The organism is Nocardia arseniciresistens (assembly GCF_046764875.1).
In the GTDB taxonomy this organism is placed as follows: Bacteria; Actinomycetota; Actinomycetes; order Mycobacteriales; family Mycobacteriaceae; genus Nocardia; species Nocardia arseniciresistens.
This window is the reverse complement of the sequence record NZ_JBKORD010000009.1, coordinates 150177-172294: the sequence shown is the minus strand read 5'-3', so window position 1 is coordinate 172294 and position 22118 is coordinate 150177. Positions and strand designations below refer to the sequence as shown.

Genomic DNA, 22118 nt, shown 5'->3' with positions numbered 1-22118 from the left:
GTTAATTGAGTTGTTGGGCCAACGCGACGATGATCCCCTCGGGGCCGCGGACGTAGCAAACTCGGTAGCTGTCCTGGTACTGCGCCACCTCACCGACGAGTTCCGCGCCGTGGGCGCGCAGGCTCGCGACAGTGGCGTCGATGTCGTCGACGGCGAACATGATGCTACGGAGGCCGAGCGTGTTCCCCAGCGCATTCTTCGGCTCAGCGCAGACCGCCGTCGGAGTATGGAACCTCGTCAGCTCGAGCCGGCTGTGGCCGTCCGGGGTCCGCATCATCGCGAGGTCGACTCGGACGCCGTCGAGCCCGTTGACGCGGTCCACCCAACTTCCCTCGACCTGCGCCTCGCCCTCCAGTTCCATACCGAGTTCGACAAAGAACGCAATAGCGGCCTCGAGATCGTCGACGACGACGCCTACGTGGTCCATCCGTTGAATCGTCATTGGTGGTTCTCCTTTTCGTTGCGCGGCCCGTCGTGGCCGCTGATGTATCCAGGACGGAGTCGGCGTCGCATTCTCGACAGCCGGAGTGGGACCGGCTTCTGACCGTCACAGTCCGAGGAGGCGGCGCCGCCCCAGCTCTCCTTGCGCTGACGCCTGCGACGTTCCGCCCACGCGTCGGTGATCTCCCGTTGCCGTTGATGGACCGGTGCGGCCAACAGTGTGGGGTCGACGCTCGGCGTGCCGACTTCGGTGTACGGGCGCTTCTACGGCTACCCGAAATAGCCCGTGTAGGCGGCTGATTCACGTGGAACCCCTGGTGCACCCCGTGCGGTGTTGCGCACGGCATGGTGACGGCCGGAATGCGATGACAAGACCGCACGGCGCGCACATTGGCATCCGGTGAAATTTCGTGCGTCGCTCGGGTGTTCGCGACAGGTAAAAGAAGAGCTCAGCGGGTTATTGCGCGGACGAATCGCCTCCCGGCGATCCGCGCGCAATTCCCTTCCGTTCCTTGATGACCCGATGTCGCGCACGCTGCATTGTTGCAGCGCGTGCATTCACGGAGACGTGCCGAAGCTGTCCGTTTTTACGATTCGATGCTGAAGTCAGGGAAGGAATGGTGTTCGTGCACAACGACCCAGCGCCCATTCTGCTTGCGCAGGCCGAGGGTCAGGCGCAGTCGTTTCGCCGGGTCGGTCGCGAAATCCTCCGCGGTGCCGCACAGCAGTAGGGCGTAGGCGAAGGCCACATCACCGGCCGCGGCGACCTCGAGGGAGACGATGTCGAACATCGCGCCCTGGGACTGCCATTCGAAGAAGCCGGGCCAGACGTCCCGATAAGCGTCGATACCGCGGACGCCCTCGTTCGGCGGCGGCACATCGAACATCACGATATCGGGGGCATGGTCGCTCAGTACGCCTGTGAGATCGCCGATATGGACCGCTGCCGCCCACCGTTCGATCAGGATCCGGATCTGCTTCTCGTCATCGGACATAGGTAGTTGTCCTTTCCGCACGGCCCTGGAGGGTGGGTGCCGCGACTGTTGCCAAAGAGAGTGCCGAAATCCCTGGTTATTCGCAATGATTCGGGAATGCTCTCGGTCGAATTCATGCAAGATCCCAATTGCGGAAAAGTCGCCCGCTACCGCTCGGCCTGAACCGTTTCCGTGCTGGGCGCTGGGTCGGCCATCACCGAGCGTTTACGCCCATAGCCCAGGTAGACGGCAATACCGATCGCCACCCAGACCGCGAAACGCACCCAGGTCAACACGTCGAGCGTGGTTGCCAGCAAGATGCAGCCGACCAGCGCAAGAATCGGCACCAGTGGAACCAGCGGAGTACGGAACGGGCGCTCCCTGTTCGGTTCCAGCTTGCGTAGCACCAACACCCCGACGCAGACCACCGCGAAGGCAGAGAGTGCGCCGATGTTCACCAGTTCGACGACGATGTCGATCGGCAGCAGCCCGGCGATGGCCGCGCAGACGGTGCCGAGCAGCAGCGTCAGCTGGACCGGAGTGGAACGTTTACCGGTGGTGGCGAGGTTGCTCGGCAGCAGTCGGTCACGGCACATGGCGAACATCAGTCGCACCTGTGCGTACACGATAAGCAGCAAGCCCTTGGTGAGTGCGATGATCGAGGCGATCACGATGGCATTGCCGATCCAGCCGATGTGCAGTCCACCGAAGGCCGTGGCGATAGGCGCGGCGTTGTTCAGAGTCCCAAAGGGGGCGATTCCGGTGAGCACCGCGCTGACGAGCGCGTAGAGCACCGTGGCGATCAGCACCGTGCCGATGATCGCGAACGGTACGTCACGGCGAGGAGTGCGCGCTTCCTCCGCCGAGGCCGCGACCACGTCGAAGCCGAGAAAGGCGAAGAACGCGATCGCCGCCCCTCCGACGATGCCGCCGAGGCCGAAGGGCGCGAACGGGGTCCAATTGGCCACGTCGATATGCGGAGTGCCGATGGCGACGACCAGCACGAGCACGCCGATGGTTACACCGACAAGCACCTTTGTGATGCGAGCGGTCAGCGAGACCTCACCGACGAGCACCGCGACGACCACCCCGATAATCAGCACCGCGGGCAGATTGACGATGCCGCCCTCAGAGGGGCTCGCTGTGATGGCACTCGGCAGCGTGATTCCGAACATGGTGTCCAGTGCGGACACCAAGGTGCCGGACCAGCCGATGGCAACCGCGGCGCCCGCGATGACGAATTCCAACAGCAGATTCCACCCGACCAGGAACGCGGGTCCCTCGCCGAGCGTCGCATAGGTATAGGTGTAGGCGCTGCCGGAGACCGGCACCATCGCGGCGAGCTCGCTGTAGCAGAGCGCGACGAGCACGCAGACCGTGCCCGCGAGCAGGAACGACAGCACGATCGACGGACCCGCTTTCTCCGCAGCGGCCACACCGGTGATCACGAAAATGCCAGCGCCGACGATGGTGCCGACGCCCATCGCGGTGAGATCGACACGGCCGAGACTGCGCTTCAGTGTCGCCGAACCGGTGGCGGGCGTGCTCGCTTCATCGGGGAAGCGGCGGCGCCACCGCCGTGCTGTTTCGCTTGTCATCGACTCCCCTTCGGACGAAAATGGTCTGCCGAGTCTGCCGGGTAGGGCAGGACTCGAACGATCATTCTCGCCGTCGGGGCGCTGGTGCCCATGACCGGGGTGCTACGTCGCCTGCGACAACGCAGTGCGTGCGTACCTGCACCACCTGCGGTTACTTGTCACCCGGCGGACACCGCCGACCTCCGCGCCATGGATTCCGCCACTCGCGGGTGCGGGCCTCAGCTGCTGGAGGACGCCGCGAAAGGAGTAGCGCTCGGGGTGACCGACTTACTGATCGGATTGCGCCACAGCCCTTTGCGTTCGAGGATGGGCAGTACACCCTCGCCGAACCAGTAGGCCTCTTCCAAATGCGGGTAGCCCGACAGGATGAAATGGCTGACGCCGACCTTCGAATATTCGATGAGGCGCTCTGCTACTTCCTCGTGCGAGCCGACCAATGCGGTGCCCGCGCCGCCGCGAACCAAGCCGACGCCCGCCCACAGGTTGGGCGCGATCTCGAGTCGGTCGGTGCTGCCGCCGTGCAGTTCGGACATTCGGCGCTGGCCCTCGGATTCGCTGCGGGCCAAGCTGGCCTGTACCCGCTCGATATCGGCGGGGTCGATGCCCTCGAGTAGTCGATCGGCCTCGGCCCATGCCTGCTCGGCGGTGTCACGGGTGATGACGTGGATGCGCAGGCCGTAGTCGAGGACACGACCGCGGTCGACGGCGAGCCCGCGGATCCAGTCGAGCTTTCTGCTCACCGCGAGCACCGGTTCACCCCACGTGAGGTAGGTGTCGGCGTACTGGGCGGCGACGGGACCCGCGGGAGCGGAGGAGCCACCGAAGAACACCGGCGGGATCGGGTCCGGCCGATTGGCCAGCTGCGCGCCGCGCACCTGGATGTGCTTGCCTTCGAAGCTCACCGGATCGGTGGAGTTCCACAGTTCCCGCACCACGTGCAGGAACTCGCCGGTGCGGGTGTAGCGCTGCTCCTTGTCGAGGAAGTCGCCGTAGGCCTGCTGCTCGTGTTGCTCGCCGCCGGTCACCACGTTCAGCAGCAGTCTGCCGCGCGAATGCCGCTGGAAGGTGGCACCCATCTGCGCGGCAAGGGTGGGGCTGATCAGGCCGGGCCGCAAGGCCACCAGGTATTTCAGGGTTTCGGTGGTTTCGACAAGCATGGCGGTGGTCAGCCAGGCGTCCTCGCACCAGGTACCGGTGGGGGTGAGGACGGCCTCGAAACCGTTGTCCTCGGCCGCGGCGCTGATCTGGTTGAGGTAGCGCAGTGTCGCGGGGCGATCCCCAGACATGAAGGTGCCGTGCCCGCCCGCGACCAAGCCGCGGGAATCACCGTAGGTGGGGAGGAACCAGTGGAACGACAGACTCATCGGAGCCAATCTCCCTTCAGGAGTTCGGGGGAACAGGTCGTTGAAGCGCGTGTCGGTGAAGTCGGCGATGGACACCTTGTGCGGAATGAGCCCGGCGCCCGCGAAGCCGTCGGCGATGCTCTGCTCGGCGGCGATGGTGGCCGGATCGAGGCGATGGTCGTGGTACGGCCGCGCTTGACCACGACTGGGTGACCTCCTCCGGCAGCCCGGTCAGCTCCGCTGCATCGGCGGATCGACGATGTCGGTTCGCGGCGCCTCGTGAGCGCCGCAGTCGTTCATGATGTGCGCGATAAGACCCCGGGTCACTCCTTGTAACCAACGCGGTTTTAATGCATGGCGGGCACGCGGCGAATCGGCCGACGCTGTGACGGACGTGGCGTGCGGCTGGCAGCGGCGGCGCGCTACTAGACGTAACTTCTGATAACACGTAACCTGGTGAAACGCGCGGCCGAGGGCGCCCGGGCGAGACCAGACGAAACGAGTTCCTCAATGACGCGGCATGTCGACGTACTGATCATCGGCGCGGGCCTGTCCGGAATCGGCATGGCCTGCCACCTGACCCGCGAGCAGACCGGGCGCAGCTACGCGATCCTGGAGCGCAGGTCCGCGATCGGAGGCACGTGGGATTTGTTCCGCTACCCGGGCATTCGCTCCGACTCGGATATGTACACCTTCGGTTACGGCTTTCGTCCGTGGATCGGCACCAAGGTGCTCGCCGACGGGCCGCACATCCGGCAGTACATCGAGGACACGGCGGCGGAGTACGGCGTCACCGACCACATCCGGTTCGGCCGCAAGGTGACCACGGCCCGCTGGTCCACCGAGGCCGGGCTGTGGACCGTCGAGGCCCTCGACGAGCAGACCGGCAGCATCGAGGTCTATACCAGCAACTTCCTCGTCGGATGCACTGGCTACTACGACTACGACAAGGGGTATCGCCCGGAATTCCCCGGCGAGGCCGACTTCGGTGGGCAGATCGTGCATCCCCAGCATTGGCCCGCGGATCTCGACTACCGAGGCAAGCGTGTCGTCGTGATCGGCAGCGGCGCGACCGCGATCACCCTGATCCCCGCGATGAGTGACGACGCCGCGCACATCACCATGCTGCAACGGTCACCGACCTACATCACGGCACTGCCCGCCGACGATCCGGTAGCGGTCGGGATGAAGCTCACCCGGGTGCCCGCCAAGGTCGCCTACAAAATGGGCCGTGCTCGCAATATCGCCTTGCAGCGGGCCAGCTTCCAGCTCTCGCGCACCAACCCGGCGATGGCCAAGAAGCTGCTGCTCGGCGCGGTGCGGATGCAGGTCGGCAAGACCATCGACATGCGCCATTTCACGCCGTCCTACAACCCATGGGATCAGCGCCTGTGCGTCGTGCCGAACGGTGATCTGTTCAAGGTCCTGCGCAGTGGGCGCGCCTCGATCGTCACCGACCGCATCGAGAAATTCATCGAGACCGGCATTCGCCTCGAGTCCGGCGAGGAACTGCCTGCCGACGTCGTGATCAGTGCGACCGGCCTGACCGTCCAGATGCTGGGCGGCGCGACACTCGAGGTCGACGGCGAGCCGGTGGTGACCCGCGAACGAGTGGCCTACAAGGGCGCACTGCTCAGCGGCATCCCCAACGCCATGGTGGTGCTCGGCTATACCAATGCCTCCTGGACCCTCAAGGCCGACCTGGCCGCCGAGTACTTCTGCCGCCTGCTCAACCACATGAAGGCCAACGGCTTCGACCAGGTCGTCGCGGCGGCACAGGACGGCGACCGCTCGGAAGACTCCCTCATGGGCGGCGCACTGACCTCGGGCTACATCCAGCGCGGCGACGCGGTGATGCCGCGCCAAGGCACCCGCGGCCCGTGGAAGGTGATCAACAACTACTTCCGCGACCGCACCCTGCTCCGCAAGGGGCCCATCGAAGACGGTGTACTCGCATTCCGCGCCTCCAACACGGCAACCGGCTCCGGCGAACGCCCCATGGCCGATACCCGCATCGCCTGATCTGCTTCTCGCGGAGAAGGTCGATTCGCTGAAGCCGCTCGGCCGGACCGGCAAACAAGGCTGTGCTCGGGCACTGCCGGATGGGCTGCCGAGCATCGAACCGCGTGCTCGAAGATGTTGCTAGTCAGGGTTTTTCGGTGTCGAGTTCAGTAGAGTATCGGCGACTGTCTGGATATGGGCGAAGTATTCCGCGCGGTCGGCGGGGGTGGCCTCGGCGCGGGCCGAGGTACCTCGGGTGAGGGTGTAGCCGATGGTTTCGGCGATGACGCGGAGTGGGACCACGGGGGATACCTGGCCTGTGGCGTGTAAACGCTCGAGGTAGCGGGTGAAGCGCCGGATGGGGCGTTCGGCGATTTCCTCGGCGAGGGCGGCGACGCGCTCATCGACGGCGCCGCGTTCGTCGATGAGGCGCAGCATCGGACCTGCGGCCAGAACGGCGGCGGCGAACGATTCGATGGTGGCTGCCAACATGTTTCGCGGGTCCGCATCGTCGATATCCGGCTCCTGTGCGGCGAGGAAATCGTCGCGGACCTGGGCGGCGAGGGCTAGGAAGATTTCGTCTTTGGAGGCGAAGTAGACGTAGAGGGTGGCTCGCGAGACTCCGGCCGCCGCGGTGATATCGGCGACGGTGGTGTTTTCGTAGCCGCGGGTGGCGAAGACCTGGGCCGCGGCGTTCAGTAGGCCACGGTGCCGAGAGGTGTGCGATCGTTCCCGCGCCGCGCGCACCGACCAGCCCTCCGTCATGAGACCATCGTCGTTGACATTGACGTCAATGTCAAAGCAGACTGTCGCCATGCGCGTAGTGGTTGCGAACAGAGGCGAGATCGCGGTTCGGGTTATCCGGACGGCTCGCGAGCGGGCGTACTCGGTCCTGGCGGTGCATACCGAGGATGAGGCGGGAGCGCTGCACGTCCGGCTGGCTGAAAACGCGACGCGATTGCCGGGGGCCGGGGCGGCGGCATATCTCGATATCGCCGCCGTGGTCGCCGCGGCGGGTACGGCGGGCCCCGGCGCGCTGGTGCATCCGGGCTACGGATTCCTCAGTGAGAGTGCGGAGTTCGCCACAGCATGCGCTGATGCGGGGCTGGTGTTCGTCGGTCCTGCGCCGGAGGTGCTGCGGATTTTCGGCAACAAGCTCGCGGCCCGCGAGACCGCGCGGCGGGCGGGGGTCGCGGTGCTGCCCGCGACGTCCGTGGGGGCGGAGGTTGTGCCTGCTACGTCCGGGAGGGGGGACGCGACTGATAGCGCGGTGCTGCCTGCGGATTTCGCTGGGGCAGGTCCGGCTGAGATCGCGAGGCTGCTCGCGGACCACCCGGGCGGTGTGATGGTGAAGGCCGCAGCAGGGGGAGGCGGGCGCGGGATACGTGTGGTGCGCGACGCCTCTCGGATCGCCGAGGCGTACGAGCGCTGTGCCGCCGAGGCGCTCGCGGGTTTCGGTGACAGCACCGTCTACGCCGAAGCGCTGGCGCCCGATGCCCGGCACATCGAGGTTCAGATCGTCGCGGACGGCACACGGGCAGTCACGGTCGGTGATCGCGATTGCAGTGTCCAGCGCCGTCATCAAAAACTCGTCGAAATTGCTCCCGCACCGAATCTCGGTGTGGCGCTTCGGGAACGGCTGCATGCCGATGCCGTCCGGATCGCGGAGTCGGTGGGCTGTCGCGGCGTGATCACCGTCGAATTCCTGGTCGCCGGGGACGACGCGTGGTTCCTCGAGGTCAACCCTCGGCTACAGGTCGAGCATACGGTTACCGAAGAAGTGACCGGTATTGATCTGGTGGCGGTCCAGTTCGATCTCGCACGGGGATGCGAGCTCGCCGATCTGGAATTGCCAGAGGGCCCCGCGCGCGGATTCGCCGTGCAGGCACGGATCAATGCCGAACTCGTGACCGCCGGTGGGGAAGTATGGCCGAGTACCGGCACCATGACACAGTTCGCCGCTGCGACCGGTGCGGGCGTTCGGGTCGACACCGCCGCGTACGCCGGGATGCGGCAGGGTCCGCTGTTCGACTCGTTGCTTGCGAAGGTCATCGCCCATGGGCCGACATATTCGGCCGCACTGCGGCGTTGCTCGGACGCATTGACGGAAACGGTCGTCGCCGGGGTGGATACCAATACGGGTCTGGTGCGGGCGGTACTCGACCAGCTTGCCGGTGGGATCACCGCGACTACCTCGTGGTTCGAGGAGAACATCGGTGAACTCTCGAGTAGCGCAGCGCATTACGCACCATCGACGGTGCATTTCGAACATGCCGTCGAACTGTCCCCCGATGGGCACGGCGCGACCGCCGCTCTCGGGAGACGATACGTGGAGTCGGGGCCGCCAGCGGTCCTGCACGACGACGAGCAGGCGCTTCGATCCCCGATGGGCGGCACCGTCGTCGCACTCGCACCACCGGGCGTCGTCATACCCGCGGGCGCGGAAGTTGTTGTGCTGGAGGCGATGAAGATGCAGCATGTGCTGCGCGCAGAACAGCCATTGCGAGTGCTTCGCCACATCGTCGAGCCGGGCGAAGTCGTCGACCCACACGCCGTGCTGCTGTCCTGGATCGAGGTGGACCACGACGGGCCGACCACCTATATCGACGCGGTGGACCTGGACGCTGTGCGCCCGGACCTCGCGGAGGTCTTACAGCGCCATCGCATCGGGCTCGACGAGGGACGTCCGGATGCGGTGGCTAAACGCCGTCGGCTCGGCAGGCGTACGGCGAGGGAGAACATCGCCGACCTGGTCGACGACGACAGCTTCATCGAATACGGTGCTCTCGCGGTGGCGGCGCAGCGCCTGCGCCGCAGCCAAGAAGACCTGATCGCGAACACACCCGCCGACGGCCTGATCGCGGGTATCGCCACCATCAACGCGGATCGCTACGGCGCGGAATCGACTCGCGCCCTGGTGATGTCCTACGACTACACGGTGCTGGCGGGCACCCAGGGCATGCGCAACCACGCCAAGACCGACCGGATGCTCGAGATGGCGCACGAGCAGCGGCTGCCGGTGGTGTTCTTCACCGAGGGCGGCGGCGGGCGGCCCGGCGACACCGACTATGCCGGTATCTCGGGTCTCGACGTCACCACATTTCGTGCCATGGGTGCGCTATCGGGCCGAGTTCCCTTGATCGGCATCGTGTCCGGGCGTTGTTTCGCGGGCAACGCCGCGCTGCTGGGTATCTGCGATGTTGTCATCGCCACGCCGGACGCGAATATCGGCATGGGCGGACCCGCGATGATCGAGGGCGGCGGTCTCGGCGTCTACGCCCCCGAAGACATCGGGCCCATCGAGGTCCAACGCCGCAACGGTGTCGTGCACATCGTCGCGACCGACGAAGCCGAGGCAGTCGCATTCGCGCGCCGCTACCTGGCGTATTTCCAAGGGGCGGTGGGTGACTGGCAGGAACCGGATCCACGTCTGTCCCGGCATGTGGTGCCCGAGAATCGCCTGCGTGCCTACGATATTCGTGCCGCCATCGAATCCGTCGCCGACCTCGACTCGGTACTGGAACTGCGCCGGGACTGGGGCGTCGGTGTCGTCACCGCGTTGGTTCGAGTGGAGGGCCGCCCGTTCGGCTTGATCGCCAACAACTGCCACCACCTCGGCGGCGCGATCGACGCTCCGGCTGCCGACAAACTGAGCGCATTTCTCCAGCTGTGCGACGCCCACGGCCTGCCGATCGTATCCCTCTGTGACACACCGGGTTTCATGGTCGGCCCCGAGGCCGAGAAGGAGGCGACGGTCACCAAGTTCAGCAAGCTGTTCATCGACTCCGCGTCCCTGACGGTCGCGTTCGGCACCGTCATCCTGAGAAAGGGCTACGGCCTCGGCGCCCAAGCCATGGCGGCGGGCTCCTTCCGTGCCCCACGTTTCGTCATCGCATGGCCCACCGGCGAGATCGGCGGCATGGGTCTCGAGGGCGCCGTTCGTCTCGGCTTCGCCAAGGAACTGGCCGCCATCGAAGACCCCGACAAACAGCGTGAGGCCTTCGACAACCTCGTCCAACTCGCCTACGCCAATGGCAAAGCCCTCACCGCCGCCACTGTCCTCGAGCTCGACGCTGTCATCGATCCCGCCGACACCCGCCGCTGGATTCGCACCCTGCGCTGACTACCGATCTTCCAGCAGCGCAAAGTCGTTCGGCCATCCCAGGTGCTGTCGTCGGAATAGGCTGCGCTGATGGTTCCCCCTTCCCATCTCGCAGCACTCGTGCTCGCCGCGCTGGTCATCATCGTTATCCCCGGCCCGAATGTGCTCTTCGCGGTCGGGCGCGCGTTGACGCTCGGGCGGCGACCCGCGTTATTGTCGGTGCTCGGTGCGACATTGGGATCGACTGTGCCGTTGATGGCCGTCGTGCTGGGGCTCGGCACGATTCTCGCCGCATCCGCGATGCTGTTCACCTTCATCAAGATCGCCGGCGCTGCCTACCTGATCTATCTGGGCGTCATGGCGATTCGCGACCGCAAGGACATGGCCACCGCATTGGAGTCGGCCGCCGAGCATCCGCCCGTGGGCCGTATCGTGCGCCAAGGATTTGTCGTAGGAGCCACCAACCCGAAGGCGTACGTCTTCTTCGGTGCGGTGCTGCCTCAGTTCGCGGTCCCCGAGTCCGGCGCCCTACCCATGCAACTGCTGCTCCTCGGAGCGATCTGCCTTGCCATCCAAGTACTCTCCGACAGCTGCTGGGCCATTCTCGCGGGCACGGCCCGTTCGTGGTTCGTTCGTTCGCCACGCCGTCTCGAAGCAGTCGGCACCACCGGCGGTGTGATGATCATCGGTGTCGGCGCCAGCGTCGCGCTGAGCGGAAGTCATTGACGGTTCGACACCACAGGCCCGGGCACGCACGTTTGTCACGCAGACCGTTAGACCACCGCGCTTGTCGACCGATGCAATGCGTCGTACAGCCAGCGCTGCGCGTTCCCTGTTGTCGGTGCGCCGGTGATCTCACCGGTGATCCGCCAGTAGCGGTGGATGCGCCGGTTGTCTGCGGGCAGGTCCGCGAGGAGGCGTTCACGGAATCGCGGTGTGTCCCGCTCGCCCCGGGCGCTCGCGTGGGCCTCCACGAAGCGGTCGAGCACGTGGCCGGGATCGGCATCCGTGCCGATAAACGGTTCGGCCATCGTGCACGCTTCGGCGACACCGACCAGGAGCGCCACCTTGTCTCGAACCACAGTCCGGTTCGAGTGCCAGATCTGTTGTGAAACAACGGTATTGAAGGCGCTGTCGGCGACGTATCGCACCAGCTCGGCGTAACCGACTACTTGCTCGGGCGTCGGGTCCGTCGGCAGCTCGGGCACGTTCATGGCGACGAAACCATCGAACATGTCCGCAGGCAACGGCGTCAGGATCCGACGCCAGAACCTCACCACCGCGTCGTGCGCGGCGTGTCCGCTCTGCACCGCCGCAAGCAACTCCAGTCGATGCGCACGTTCGGACGGCGCCGCCGCCTCGACGGCCCGCAGGGAGGCGCGGCGCCACGCCATTGCCCTGAACTCGACATCCACCGCTGCTCGCTCGACCGCGACGGCCTCCGCGATCGTTTGTTCGCCTGTCAATACCGCGACGATCGCCGCCAAACCGACTCCGAGCGCCCGCAGCCGACGAACCAGCAGCAACCGGTCGACGGTGGTCGTCGGATCGAACACCCGATGCCCGCCAGTGGTTCGCTGGGACTCCAAAATCCCATTATCGCAATAGAACCGAACCGTCCGGACCGAAACCCCGGTCAGTTGCGACAGTTCCCCGATACTCACCAGACCGCGGTGCCATGTGTCGTCAGTCACAATCTCTTGAACCTCCACCCGGGTGGAGTTCCTACCGTACAGCGACCGATACGGAAGGACATCACCCGATGACCATGAACGCAGACGACATCTGGCGCGCCGTCGCGACCGAACGCGCCACCCTCGTCGATCTCCTCGCGACCCTTGCCGATGCCGACTGGAACCACGATTCACTCTGCGAAGGCTGGCGCATCCGCGACGTCGTTGCCCACCTCATTCTGCCCGTCCAAGCCAGCACCGCCTCGATCATCGGCAATCTGATCCGGGCGCGCGGCAGCATCTCCCGGATGGGCCGCGATACCGCTATTCGGCACGCGGCCGGTGCCGAGCCGGGCAGCCTGCTCGCCGAGATGCGCGCCACCATCGACTCTCGGCGCGCCCCGGTCGGCACAACCCCCGCCGATCGTCTGATGGATCTGCTCGTCCACGGCCAGGACATCGCGATCCCGCTCGGTCTCTCTCGCGATATGCCTACTGCCGCCGCACATGTCGCAATCGAGCGAATATGGGGAAGGGGCTACCCGTTCCATGCCTCGAAGAAGTGGACCGGATACCGCCTGGTGGCGACGGACACCGCCTGGGCAGCGGGGAGTGGGCCGACGATCGAAGGCCCGGTCGCGGCTCTGCTGCTTCTGGTAACCGGTCGCACCGCTGCCGTGGCCGAGCTCAGCGGTTCGGGGGTCGCGATGCTGCTGGCGAATCGGTGAGGGGGCGGGTGGCGGGCCACGTCTGCTGTGGTGTGACGGTGAGCAGATCGCACACCGCGCATAGTTTGTCGCGTGCATCGATGACGTGTTCGGCGCTCGGCGCGATCACTGCGGCCGCGTTGAGGCGGTGCAGCATCGCGATCAGCCGGTCGATGGCATCGGTCGACGGGCCTAGAGTGACCATGCGGGCTAGGTCGTAGCCGAGTTCGCGTGCCCGCGAACGGATTTCCATTTCGTGGCGGCCCTGCCGGATGCCTGAAACGTCGCGGCGCAGAAATCCGATCGCCTTCGGCTTCATCGCTGCTCTCCCGGGTACGAGTGTGTGAATTCGGTGGCACCCGGCGCAACGGGCATTCGTCACCGACCGGCGGCTCACCGCAAGTCGATGTGCCCACTGGATCGACCCCACGCCGGGTGCCGAGGCAAAATGTATGCGCCATCCGCGCCGAAGCGGAACACAGTTGCGATTTGTTGCGGGACTGTCCGTACGCCCCTTGACGTGCGGCGACAGTGCGGTTCACTATGAACGCGCGACGCAATTCTTCGCAACCGTCGAGGCCAGGGGGCATCATGCGGCTGACGTTCATCGGCAAGGATCCCGGTTCGAATCCGGCCGGTTCGCCCACGCTCTACCGAACCGATCGAGATTCGTGGGTGGTACAGGGTTGGGTGGTTACCGATTCGGATGCTCTCGCTCAGATGGACATTCCCAAGGGTGAAACGTGTGTCGAGATCCCGGACAGGATGATGCGGTTCTTCGGGCAGGGAGATCGTGGCGTCGATATCGGATGATGAGTTCGACCGCCTACTAACGCATTTCGAGCGCGAAGCTGTGCATTTGGAGGCGCGCGATGCCTACGGAACGGCGGTCGAACTTCCACACATGGCGAAATGGGCGGCAGGTCAGCCGGATGATCTGGCGTGGCTTCGAAGGTGGTGCGCGACAGTGCGCCTGCACAGCTCGGCGGGGCGGTCGGTGCGGAGGGTCCGGATCGTCTCCGAGCCACTCAGTGACTATCAGCGCTGGTCACACAGTATCGCGTGGCCGATGGTCGAGGCAGGCGAGGATATCCGATGGGCGCCTCGGCAATTGGTGTCGTCGGTCGCGATGCCCGGCAACGACTTCTACCTGTTCGACGATCGTCTCGTCGTGTTCCTGATCTACGCGGGCAACGGTCTTGCCATCGACAAGATGGCTTCGACCGAACCGCACGATGTTCGATTGTGCCGCAACACCTTCGATGCACTGTGGCAACTGGCGATACCGCACCATGACTATCAGCCCGTCTAGCTCTGCTCAGGAGGCGCGACGCGCGCTCGGCGGGAGGCTTCGGGAAATCCGCAAGGACGCAGGTCTCTCCGGACGAGAGTTGGCGACCGTGACAGGTCAGCACCCGACCAGAGTCAGCAAGATCGAGAACGGCGCCCAGGCGCCGACCGATCACGACATCCGCCGATGGTGTGCCGCATGCGTCGCCGACGACCAGGTGCCCGATCTGATCGCGACACTGCGTTCGGTCGATTCGTCCTATCTGGAGTTCCGCAGGCAGAGCCGCGCCGGAATGAAACGGGTGCTCGGCGCGCACACACTTCAGCAGTACGAACAGACCAAGGTCTTTCGCATCTATGAGCACAACGTCATTCCCGGAATCTTTCAGACCGCGGAGTACTCGACCGCGATGCTGTCGTTCTGGACCAAGTTCCTCGGCGCGCCGAACGATATCGAGGAAGCGGTGACCGTCCGGATGGAACGTCAGCGCGTCATTCGGCGTGGCGGCAAGCGGTTCGTCGTCGTGCTCGAAGAGCAGGCGTTGCGCACCTGGTTCGGCACGGCGGAAACCCAAGCGGGGCAGCTCGGTCGGCTCCTCGAATTATTGTCACAGCCGAACATCTGGCTGGGGATCGTCCCGTTGATGACCGAACGCACGGCCGTCGGCTCGACCGGATTCTGGATCTTCGACGATGACTTGGTCGCACTCGAAACACCCACGGCGAGCATCCAGGTCACCCAGCCACAGGAGTGCGCCATGTATGCGCGAATGTTCGAGGTGCTCAAGGGTTCCGCTGTATACGGACGTGCCGCGCGAGGTCTTATCGTCGGGATATTGGGTGAGCTCGATCGGACAGTACCGTCATCGGAAGCACCGGAGCTGCCCTAGACGTGCTGGTTGTCTACGGTGCGTATCGAAGCAGGCCCGCGATCTGGGCGCCCTCGGGCATGTCATCTGCGCGCACGGCGAGGATGTGGCCACCGGCGAGCAGGACTCGGCGGCTGATCTCGTCCAGGATTCCGGGGGTTTCGGTTGCTGTCGGTTCGTCGAAACTGACTGCGCCGTCGTCGGATACGGTGCCGGGAACCGACGCTTCGATATCGATGAGCAACGTGTCCACGGCTCCGGCGGACGCCGCTCGGGCAAGGTCGGAAACATCGGTGCTCGCCCGGCCCTCGCTGCGCCGCTTCTCCAGCAACTCGATCAGTTCGGCCAGCTGCATTGCGTAGTGCCGGTCCAGGATTTGCCTGGATCGCTCGGCGAGGTCCTGGTCGGAAGTGTGTTCGGGGTTGCCGGGGATGGTCTCGTCGAGCAGGACGTCGTAGCTGTTCACCAAGCGGTACACGGAGGCGCTTGGTTCGGCGGCGGCCAGAATCAGCGGGACAGCGCGCCCGGCCAGGATGGTGCGTAGTTCGGTGTCGATGGCGCGGGCGTACTGGCGTACGCGCATCTTGCTGCCTTCATCGCCCTGGACGCGACCCTTGGGTGCGCGATCGCCAAGGCTTGCCTTGCGGGCATGATCGGCAGCGCTGGTCGGCAAACCGGGTACCGGCACGGTCTGTGCCGGTCGATCGGCATTGACTTCCACCAGGCGGACCGCGCCCTCGGCGAGGGCGAGAACGAAGGCCGATTGCGGGAAGGTCACCGCGCGGAAGAGTCGTTTGAGGTCGAACCGATCGCCCACTGATTCGGCGGCGCCCAGCAAGTTGGGCACCCGGTATGTACGGATGCGCGTTGGCGTTGCGAGCACGACCAGTGTGTGCGACTGATAGCGCCAGAACTCGGTATCGTCGATGAGGCCATCGAACTCTTCCTCCAGTGCGGCGCGCGCGTCGGGGGCGGCGACCAGGTCGAGCGCCCGCCTGGCTTGGTTCGAGAAAGCGATCCGATTCTGGTCGGGGTTCGCGGTGTCCGGCTCGGTGGGGGTGTAGATCGAGACACACCAGTTGTCCGTGACGCCCGCGAGCGCCTTGATTTCGCTATGGCTCGGGATATCGGTATGCAGCACGACAGCCTCCACGTCTATTGGTCGGATCAGCGCAGCGACACCTGGCGAGACGTGTCGAGCGGGCTCATCGGTCTCCGCAATACGGCGACAGCATTCATTCGGCTAACACCATTAGATCACGGAGGCGACAGGCGCAGACGTGAATGAGTGTTGCGTGAATTGATGGCTGACCGGCTAGTACAGTACGGTCGCTCGCCCAAACCTCGGGCTGCTGTCGGTGGGAGACAGTCATGACAGGACCAGGTCGGAGTTGCTCGGCAATCCACCGTGCGCGCCGACTTCGCTATGTCAGGCGAGTGCTCCGTCGACGGCCTCGACGAGGGTGCGGGCGCGCAAGTCCGGTGCGCCTTCGATGATGTAGTTCGGGGTGTAGGCGAAGGCGAGGCGGCGCCGCGGGTCGGCGAAGGCGAGGGCGCCGCCGCGGCCGGGGTGGCCGAAAGAGGTTGGGCCGCCGAGGGGGAAGCCGACGGTGGGAAGCATGAAGCCGGTGGCGTAGCGGTCCGGCAGCATCATCACGCGGTCGATTCCGCTGGCCTGCTCCGCGATGGCGCCGGCCAGGGTGTCAGGGGAGAGGAGTCGGACTCCGTCGACCTCGCTCACCAGCGATGCGTAGAGCCGAGCCAGGCCACGCGCGGTGCCGATGCCATTACTGGACGGAATTTCCGCAGCCTGGACGGCCGGGGCGTTGAAGTCGATGTCGGGCGGATCGGTGATCTGGAAAGCCCGATTCGCCAGTGAATCAGGGTCTTTCATCGCGGCGACCAGTGCGCGCAGCTCCTCGGGAATCAGCTCCTCGGGGATGGCCGAAGTATCGATGGCGGGAGCGAACACGAGACGACTGACGCGAGGACGTTGCGCCGCGGGCAGGCCGATGAAGAAGTCGATGCCGAGGGGGCCCGCGATGTCGGTGGCGAGAATCTGGCCGACAGTGTGCCCCGTCGCGCGGCGGATCACCTCGCCGACAAGCCAGGCGAAGGTCCTGCCGTGGTAGCCGTGCGCGGTGCCCGGCGGCCAATTCGGTGATTGCGCGGCGAGCGCGGCAACCATCGGCTGCCATGCCAGCGCGTCGGCGACGGGGACCGGCTTGTCGAGCGCGGCAAGACCCGCGCGGTGGCTGAGCAACCAGCGCACCGGGATGTCCGCCTTACCTGCGGCCGCGAACTCCGGCCAGTACCGCGTAACCGGCGCGTCGAGGTCGAGCTGTCCACGTTGAGCGAGCAGGTGCGCCACGGTCGCCGTGACGCCTTTGGTCGCCGAGTAGACCAGTTGCAGGGTGTCGCGCTCCCATGGCCGTTCGACATCGGGATCTGCGAGCCCACCCCACAGATCGACGACCGGCTTTCCATCCAGATACACGCACACCGCCGCGCCGACGTCGCCTCTCTCGGCGAAGTTCGCAGCGAATGCCTCGCGCACCGCGTTGTATCCGGGAGCTACGGTTCCCTCGATCACCATGCGGCCCAGCATCTCACGGCAGCCGACCGAGCGGCCTGATTCGCCCCAACGCCCGCGGTCCTGATCGCCGCGCGGACACCGCGGGGTTTCGGTGCTGCCGTGATCATTCCAGCTCAGCCGGCAATGCTGACCGCGACGTTCTCGATCAGGTCAGCGGCTCTCATGGTGCCGCCCTCGGCTCCCGCGTCGGCGCGCAGCCGCGCCGAGCGGCGGGCCACCTCCGGATCGGTGACCAGGTCGTGCAGGGCCGCCCGTAGGTTCTGGGCGGTGGCTTCTGGGGTGTCGATGCGGCGGGCCACACCCAGTTCGACGAGCCGGTCGGCGTTGATGAACTGCTCGGCGGCCTGTGGCACCGCGATCATCGGGACGCCTGCCAGCAGTCCTTCGCCGCAGCCGCCCATGCCGGCGTGGGTGACGAAGGCGTGCGCCTGTTCCAGGATCGCTCGCTGGGCGACCCAGGAGTGCACTTCGACATTGGACGGGATTTCGCCGAGTTCCGCTGAGGCGGTGTGCTTTCCGATCTGTAGTACGACGTGCCAGCCGGGCAGGTCGCCGTAGGCAAGCAGACACTGGCGGTAGAACTCTGGTTGTCGGGTGTATGTCGAGCCGAGGGAGATCAGCAGGACATTCTTTGCGCCGGGCGGTCGGACCCAACTCTCCGCACTCTTGCGGGTGTCGAAGCAGGGGCCGACGAATGTCACCGTGTCGGTGTCGGTTTGGTCGGCATGCGGTTGCATCGCCCGGGGGATCAGGGCGAGGGCTCGGTCGGGCAGGCCGGAGAAGTCATCCACATCGGTGGTTATCGCACCGCAGTCGGCAAGCCACTGCGCGAACTTCGCCCGGTAGATGTCGGCACCCGGTAGTTGTCGAAGTTGGGCTGCTACCTCCTGGTCGTAGCCCTTCCATGCCACGAATGTGGGTGACAGCTGGACTATCGGGCGGCTCTGCGCTTCGGCGAGGGCCCGCGCGGCGTAGGCGCCGATGTCGTACAGGTAGAGGTCCGCGCGGTCGTTGTCGTAGGCAGCTCGCAGCTGCGGGAGCGCTTGAACGGCATTGTCGAAGAACAGGTCCATCGTCTCGATGGGATCGTCGGGCCAATTGTTGTCGGCGACCGGCAGCACCGAGGTGCACGGGACGAATTCGGCGCCGGTTGCGATTATCCGGTCGGCCACGGCCGGGTCGTTGGCGTAGGTCACGCGATGGCCGCGGGCCACCAACTCACGGATTATCTCGAGGCTCGGCAGGACGTGGCTGACGATGGGGATGCCGATCATCGAGATGTGTGCAGGACTGGAAGGCACAGGGGTTTCGCTCATTTCAGGTTCTCGGCGGCGGCTTCGAGGTCGGCGATGCTGCCCGACATGATCGTTCGCATGTGTTCGGTGATGTGTTCGACGGGCCAGTCCCACCAGGCCACCGCCAACAGCCGGGCGATGTCGTCGTCGCTGTAGCGGGTTCGGATGAGGCGGGCCGGATTGCCGCCGACGATGCCGTAGTCGGGTACATCGCTGGTGACCACGGAACCGGTGCTGATGATCGCGCCGTTACCGATCCGCACGCCGGGCATCACCGTCGCGCCGTTACCGAACCAGACGTCGTTGCCGACCACGGTGTCCCCTCGGCTCGGCAGTCCGGTGAGCAGGTCGAAGTGTTCCGACCACGAGCCGCCCATGGTGGGGAAGGGGAATGTCGACGGACCGTCCATGCGGTGGTTGGCGCCGTTCATGATGAACCGCACTCCGGTGCCCATGGCACAGAACTTTCCGATGATCAGCTTCTCGGGCCCGTAGTGATACAGCACGTTGCGAGTTTCGAACGCGGTTGGATCGTCCGGGTCGTCGTAATAGGAGAACTCCCCGACCTCGATCAGGGGAGAGGTGACCAGCGGCTTCAGCAGCACCACGCGCGGCTGGCCGGGCATCGGGTGCAGCACGGTCGGGTCCGCGGGCATCGGGGCGGGTTCGGTGGGCACAGCGAAACTCCTTCGGTGCGTGGGTGATCGGGTATCCGAGGACTTCAGACGGAGGCCGACGCCCGTAGGGCGAGGTGAGCGCCTCGCCAGCGTGCGCGCATCCGACGATCATGGCTGACGATTACGAGGGCACCCCGGTATTCGGCAAGGGCGGTTTCGAGCTCCTCGACCAGGCCCGGAGAAAGATGGTTGGTCGGCTCGTCGAGCAACAGGACATCGACAGGTTCGGTGACCAGGCGAGCCAAGGCGAGGCGCTGGCGCTGCCCGGTGGACAGGTTCGCGACGTTCGTCGTGAGCTGGACGCGGTCGAACAGCCCCAGCGACAACAGTCGTTCGGCGTGCTGATCGGCTTCACCCGTGCGACCGCGGGCGAAGGCGGCCAGCAGCGTGTCTCCGAGTTCGGCGGGCCGCGGGTCCTGCGCAAGGTAGCCGACCCTGCCATGGCGGGCGACAGCGCCGCTGTCCGGAGCGAGTATGCCCGCCAGTACGCGCAGCAGGGTGGTCTTGCCCGCCCCGTTCGGACCGCTGATCAGCAGACGGTCACCCACGGCGACCCTGACGCTCGTCGGTTCGAGCCGGTCGGCGACGGCGATGTCGGTAGCGTCGAGCACGACGCCGCGCGCACGGCCGGACCGCAGTGCGGGCGCGAAACGCAGCGGTTGCGGCGGCGGTGGCACCGGGTCCGCGAGGAGGCGGCGCAGCCGTTCCTCCGCGTTGCGGACCCGGCTGGCCAGCGACTGCTGCACCCGTCCGCCGGCCCGGTCGTAGGCCATTTTGTTGTTGTCTTTCATCGCCCGGCCCGGTGCGACATGGCGGGCGCTGGTGGCGGCGACCTCGCGGAGCCGGTCGGTGTCGGACTGCCATTGCGCGTGAGCCTGCACCCACCGCTGTCGCATCGCCGCCTTCTCGGTCAGGAATCCCGAGTAGCCGTTGCCGTAGCGAATGATGCGCTGGAGGTCCGCGTCGACCTCCAGCAGGCTGGTCGCGACCCGCTCGAGAAAGACCCGGTCGTGGGAGACCATCACCGTGGTGCCGCGACGGGTGCGCAGGTGATCTTCGAGCCAGGTCAGGGCATCGTCGTCGAGATGGTTGGTCGGCTCGTCCAGTAACAGAACTTCGGAACCGGCCGCCAGCACCGCGGCCAGGCGCAGCCGGACCTGCTCGCCGCCGGACAGTTCGCCGATCGTGCGGTCGCGATCCACCAGGCCCAATCCCAGTCCGTGTAAAGCCCGTTCCATCCGAGCGTCGGCGTCGTAGCCGCCGCGTAGTTCGAAAATGGTTGTCAGCTCGCCGTATTCGGCCATCCCGGACTCATCGTCCGCGGCCATCGCGGCCTCTGAACGGCGCATCCGCTGTTCGATCGTGCGGAGCTCGCTCATGGCCCGGTCGACAACCTCTTGGACGGTCATGTGTGGCGATAGCCGCTCGTCCTGGGCCAGGTAGCCGACGCCGCCGTCGGCCTGGATGACGATCTCGCCCTGATCGGGCTGTTCCCGCCCGGCGAACAGACGAAGCAGCGTGGTCTTGCCTGATCCGTTCTCGCCGATGATCCCGGTGCGTTCACCCGCGGCGAGCGAGCACGTCACCTCATCGAGTACTCGCCTGCCATGGAAGGACTTGCTGACCGCGAGCGCGGTGATCTGGGTTGGCATGTACACACTCCGAAGCGTTCGAGGACGACGTGGTCATGGGGGACCGCAGGGCCGGGTGAACACTTCGAATGAGCATCGGTAAACCTCACTAGTGCGACGTATGTTGCGTTAACATGGTGCCATAGCCTGCCCCATCGAGCAACCGGACTTCGACTTTGAGTTCTCTACCCCCTTTATCGGGCGAATCCCCGCCTCCCGCGCCCCGGTCCCGGCCGGGTGGCCGAACCGCCCGCATCCGCGATCAGGTCCTCGACGCGGTCCGAGCGGAGTTGACCGAGCACGGCTACGACGCACTCACCGTGGATACGGTCGCCGCTCGCGCAGGGGTGCACCGCACCACGGTGTATCGCCGTTGGCACGACGTCGGCGGCCTGCTCAGCGACGTCTTCGACGCGGCGACCGACATGGAGTGGCACCCCCGCGACACCGGTACTCTGCGTGGCGACCTGGCGGTGCTCAACCAGGAGATCCAGGATTCCCTGACCGAGGAGTCGTCGATCGCGGTGGCGCTGATCGCGGTGTCGTTCCGCTCAGATGAGGCCGCCCGAGCCCTACGGCGATTGTGGGAGGACCGATACACGCAGTCCGAGATCATCATTCAGCGAGCGATCCGACGCGGAGAGCTCCCGGCCGACGTCGACGCGCGTGCCCTGCTGATCGCTGCTACCGCCCCGATCTACCACCAGTTGGTGCTCCTGCGCACCCCACCCGACCCGCACCTCCCCGACCGCGCGGCCGCCAGTGCCGCGCTGGCCGCGTGCTCCGGCGCATTCATCGACCAGCGCTCAAACGGCGCCAACTGACCGAGTTCTGGGACATCTCGGGAACTGCGACCGGAAGTTCCGGCATCTTCACCGAGAGATACGCGAGCACCTTCGGAGCGAGCCTGCACCGGGTCGA

General features: G+C 65.9%; 20 protein-coding genes. 8 read left to right on the top strand and 12 right to left on the bottom strand.

The annotated features are described in order from the left end of the window. Position 1 precedes the first annotated feature (1 nt). From ACLMAJ_RS18380 to ACLMAJ_RS18365, 4 genes are all read right to left on the bottom strand, one after another. Positions 2 to 442: a VOC family protein gene (locus ACLMAJ_RS18380; RefSeq protein ID WP_412014946.1), complete on the bottom strand. Its 441-nt coding sequence runs from the start codon at positions 440 to 442 to the stop codon at positions 2 to 4. Between the two features lie 586 nt (positions 443 to 1028). Further along, positions 1029 to 1436 (bottom strand): YybH family protein, encoded by a 408-nt coding sequence (locus tag ACLMAJ_RS18375; RefSeq protein WP_412014945.1) that lies wholly within the window; start codon positions 1434 to 1436, stop codon positions 1029 to 1031. Between the two features lie 146 nt (positions 1437 to 1582). Further along, positions 1583 to 3013, bottom strand: a complete 1431-nt coding sequence (locus ACLMAJ_RS18370; protein WP_412014944.1) for an APC family permease — start codon at positions 3011 to 3013, stop codon at positions 1583 to 1585. A gap of 218 nt (positions 3014 to 3231) precedes the next feature. Then, positions 3232 to 4377 carry an LLM class flavin-dependent oxidoreductase gene (locus tag ACLMAJ_RS18365; protein WP_412014943.1) on the bottom strand — a complete coding sequence of 382 codons (1146 nt, stop codon included), beginning with the start codon at positions 4375 to 4377 and terminating at the stop codon, positions 3232 to 3234. Between the two features lie 489 nt (positions 4378 to 4866). Here ACLMAJ_RS18365 and ACLMAJ_RS18360 point away from each other — a divergent pair, with 489 nt between their 5' ends. After that, a complete protein-coding gene (locus ACLMAJ_RS18360; protein WP_412014942.1) occupies positions 4867 to 6378 on the top strand; it encodes a flavin-containing monooxygenase in 1512 nt (503 codons plus the stop codon). 120 nt (positions 6379 to 6498) lie between these two features. On the opposite strand, the gene ACLMAJ_RS18355 is transcribed toward ACLMAJ_RS18360, so the two are convergent. Continuing rightward, a complete protein-coding gene (locus ACLMAJ_RS18355) occupies positions 6499 to 7122 on the bottom strand; it encodes a TetR/AcrR family transcriptional regulator (protein WP_412014941.1) in 624 nt (207 codons plus the stop codon). Positions 7123 to 7171: 49 nt separating this feature from the next. Between ACLMAJ_RS18355 and ACLMAJ_RS18350 the strand changes: the two genes are divergently transcribed. Next, on the top strand, positions 7172 to 10480 hold the full coding sequence (locus ACLMAJ_RS18350; RefSeq protein WP_412015067.1) for an acetyl-CoA carboxylase family protein: 3309 nt from the start codon (positions 7172 to 7174) through the stop codon (positions 10478 to 10480). Between the two features lie 69 nt (positions 10481 to 10549). Next, positions 10550 to 11185: a LysE family translocator gene (locus ACLMAJ_RS18345; RefSeq protein ID WP_412014940.1), complete on the top strand. Its 636-nt coding sequence runs from the start codon at positions 10550 to 10552 to the stop codon at positions 11183 to 11185. A gap of 47 nt (positions 11186 to 11232) precedes the next feature. Here ACLMAJ_RS18345 and ACLMAJ_RS18340 read toward each other — a convergent pair whose 3' ends face one another. Next, positions 11233 to 12153: a MerR family transcriptional regulator gene (locus ACLMAJ_RS18340; protein ID WP_412014939.1), complete on the bottom strand. Its 921-nt coding sequence runs from the start codon at positions 12151 to 12153 to the stop codon at positions 11233 to 11235. Between the two features lie 68 nt (positions 12154 to 12221). On the opposite strand from ACLMAJ_RS18340, the gene ACLMAJ_RS18335 reads away from it, so the two are divergent. Beyond that, entirely contained in the window at positions 12222 to 12860 is a 639-nt protein-coding gene (locus ACLMAJ_RS18335) for a maleylpyruvate isomerase family mycothiol-dependent enzyme (RefSeq protein ID WP_412014938.1), read from the top strand. Here the strand turns inward: ACLMAJ_RS18335 and ACLMAJ_RS18330 are convergent. Beyond that, positions 12820 to 13158: a hypothetical protein gene (locus tag ACLMAJ_RS18330; protein ID WP_412014937.1), complete on the bottom strand. Its 339-nt coding sequence runs from the start codon at positions 13156 to 13158 to the stop codon at positions 12820 to 12822. The genes ACLMAJ_RS18335 and ACLMAJ_RS18330 overlap by 41 nt on opposite strands. 272 nt (positions 13159 to 13430) lie before the next feature. Here ACLMAJ_RS18330 and ACLMAJ_RS18325 point away from each other — a divergent pair, with 272 nt between their 5' ends. Genes ACLMAJ_RS18325 through ACLMAJ_RS18315 form a run of 3 tightly spaced genes read left to right on the top strand, consistent with a single transcriptional unit; the run spans position 13431 to position 15019 of the window. Continuing rightward, positions 13431 to 13652 carry a hypothetical protein gene (locus ACLMAJ_RS18325; RefSeq protein ID WP_412014936.1) on the top strand — a complete coding sequence of 74 codons (222 nt, stop codon included), beginning with the start codon at positions 13431 to 13433 and terminating at the stop codon, positions 13650 to 13652. Then, positions 13633 to 14151 carry a DUF6879 family protein gene (locus ACLMAJ_RS18320; RefSeq protein WP_412014935.1) on the top strand — a complete coding sequence of 173 codons (519 nt, stop codon included), beginning with the start codon at positions 13633 to 13635 and terminating at the stop codon, positions 14149 to 14151. Before ACLMAJ_RS18325 ends, ACLMAJ_RS18320 begins: the two co-directional genes overlap by 20 nt. Beyond that, complete coding sequence (locus tag ACLMAJ_RS18315) at positions 14075 to 15019, top strand: helix-turn-helix domain-containing protein (protein ID WP_412014934.1); 945 nt, start codon at positions 14075 to 14077, stop codon at positions 15017 to 15019. The genes ACLMAJ_RS18320 and ACLMAJ_RS18315 overlap by 77 nt, the downstream gene beginning before the upstream one ends. 13 nt (positions 15020 to 15032) lie before the next feature. On the opposite strand, the gene ACLMAJ_RS18310 is transcribed toward ACLMAJ_RS18315, so the two are convergent. The 5 genes from ACLMAJ_RS18310 to abc-f all read right to left on the bottom strand — a co-directional run bounded on the left by ACLMAJ_RS18310 (position 15033) and on the right by abc-f (position 21218). Continuing rightward, on the bottom strand, positions 15033 to 16139 hold the full coding sequence (locus tag ACLMAJ_RS18310; protein ID WP_412014933.1) for a baeRF11 domain-containing protein: 1107 nt from the start codon (positions 16137 to 16139) through the stop codon (positions 15033 to 15035). Positions 16140 to 16427: 288 nt separating this feature from the next. Next, positions 16428 to 17594, bottom strand: a complete 1167-nt coding sequence (locus tag ACLMAJ_RS18305; protein ID WP_412014932.1) for a serine hydrolase domain-containing protein — start codon at positions 17592 to 17594, stop codon at positions 16428 to 16430. A 113-nt stretch (positions 17595 to 17707) separates the two neighbouring features. Continuing rightward, positions 17708 to 18910, bottom strand: a complete 1203-nt coding sequence (locus tag ACLMAJ_RS18300; protein ID WP_412014931.1) for a macrolide family glycosyltransferase — start codon at positions 18908 to 18910, stop codon at positions 17708 to 17710. Next, on the bottom strand, positions 18907 to 19545 hold the full coding sequence (locus tag ACLMAJ_RS18295) for a CatB-related O-acetyltransferase (protein WP_412015066.1): 639 nt from the start codon (positions 19543 to 19545) through the stop codon (positions 18907 to 18909). The genes ACLMAJ_RS18300 and ACLMAJ_RS18295 overlap by 4 nt, the downstream gene beginning before the upstream one ends. Positions 19546 to 19610: 65 nt before the next feature. Beyond that, complete coding sequence (abc-f, locus tag ACLMAJ_RS18290) at positions 19611 to 21218, bottom strand: ribosomal protection-like ABC-F family protein (protein ID WP_412014930.1); 1608 nt, start codon at positions 21216 to 21218, stop codon at positions 19611 to 19613. Between the two features lie 155 nt (positions 21219 to 21373). On the opposite strand from abc-f, the gene ACLMAJ_RS18285 reads away from it, so the two are divergent. Then, on the top strand, positions 21374 to 22021 hold the full coding sequence (locus tag ACLMAJ_RS18285; protein WP_412014929.1) for a TetR/AcrR family transcriptional regulator: 648 nt from the start codon (positions 21374 to 21376) through the stop codon (positions 22019 to 22021). Positions 22022 to 22118: the final 97 nt, after the last annotated feature.

Bases quoted from the DNA above. Each gene is read 5' to 3' on its own strand.
- ACLMAJ_RS18375 (WP_412014945.1), bottom strand. From the start codon at position 1,436: ATGTCCGATGACGAGAAGCAGATCCGGATCCTGATCGAACGGTGGGCG.
- ACLMAJ_RS18335 (WP_412014938.1), top strand. From the start codon at position 12,222: ATGACCATGAACGCAGACGACATCTGGCGCGCCGTCGCGACCGAACGC.
- ACLMAJ_RS18300 (WP_412014931.1), bottom strand. From the start codon at position 18,910: ATGAGCGAAACCCCTGTGCCTTCCAGTCCTGCACACATCTCGATGATC.
- ACLMAJ_RS18345 (WP_412014940.1), top strand. From the start codon at position 10,550: ATGGTTCCCCCTTCCCATCTCGCAGCACTCGTGCTCGCCGCGCTGGTC.
- ACLMAJ_RS18370 (WP_412014944.1), bottom strand. From the start codon at position 3,013: ATGACAAGCGAAACAGCACGGCGGTGGCGCCGCCGCTTCCCCGATGAA.
- ACLMAJ_RS18325 (WP_412014936.1), top strand. From the start codon at position 13,431: ATGCGGCTGACGTTCATCGGCAAGGATCCCGGTTCGAATCCGGCCGGT.
- ACLMAJ_RS18355 (WP_412014941.1), bottom strand. From the start codon at position 7,122: ATGACGGAGGGCTGGTCGGTGCGCGCGGCGCGGGAACGATCGCACACC.
- ACLMAJ_RS18365 (WP_412014943.1), bottom strand. From the start codon at position 4,377: ATGAGTCTGTCGTTCCACTGGTTCCTCCCCACCTACGGTGATTCCCGC.
- ACLMAJ_RS18360 (WP_412014942.1), top strand. From the start codon at position 4,867: ATGACGCGGCATGTCGACGTACTGATCATCGGCGCGGGCCTGTCCGGA.
- ACLMAJ_RS18295 (WP_412015066.1), bottom strand. From the start codon at position 19,545: ATGCCCGCGGACCCGACCGTGCTGCACCCGATGCCCGGCCAGCCGCGC.
- ACLMAJ_RS18380 (WP_412014946.1), bottom strand. From the start codon at position 442: ATGACGATTCAACGGATGGACCACGTAGGCGTCGTCGTCGACGATCTC.
- ACLMAJ_RS18315 (WP_412014934.1), top strand. From the start codon at position 14,075: ATGTTCGATTGTGCCGCAACACCTTCGATGCACTGTGGCAACTGGCGA.
- ACLMAJ_RS18305 (WP_412014932.1), bottom strand. From the start codon at position 17,594: ATGGTGATCGAGGGAACCGTAGCTCCCGGATACAACGCGGTGCGCGAG.
- ACLMAJ_RS18330 (WP_412014937.1), bottom strand. From the start codon at position 13,158: ATGAAGCCGAAGGCGATCGGATTTCTGCGCCGCGACGTTTCAGGCATC.
- abc-f (WP_412014930.1), bottom strand. From the start codon at position 21,218: ATGCCAACCCAGATCACCGCGCTCGCGGTCAGCAAGTCCTTCCATGGC.
- ACLMAJ_RS18350 (WP_412015067.1), top strand. From the start codon at position 7,172: ATGCGCGTAGTGGTTGCGAACAGAGGCGAGATCGCGGTTCGGGTTATC.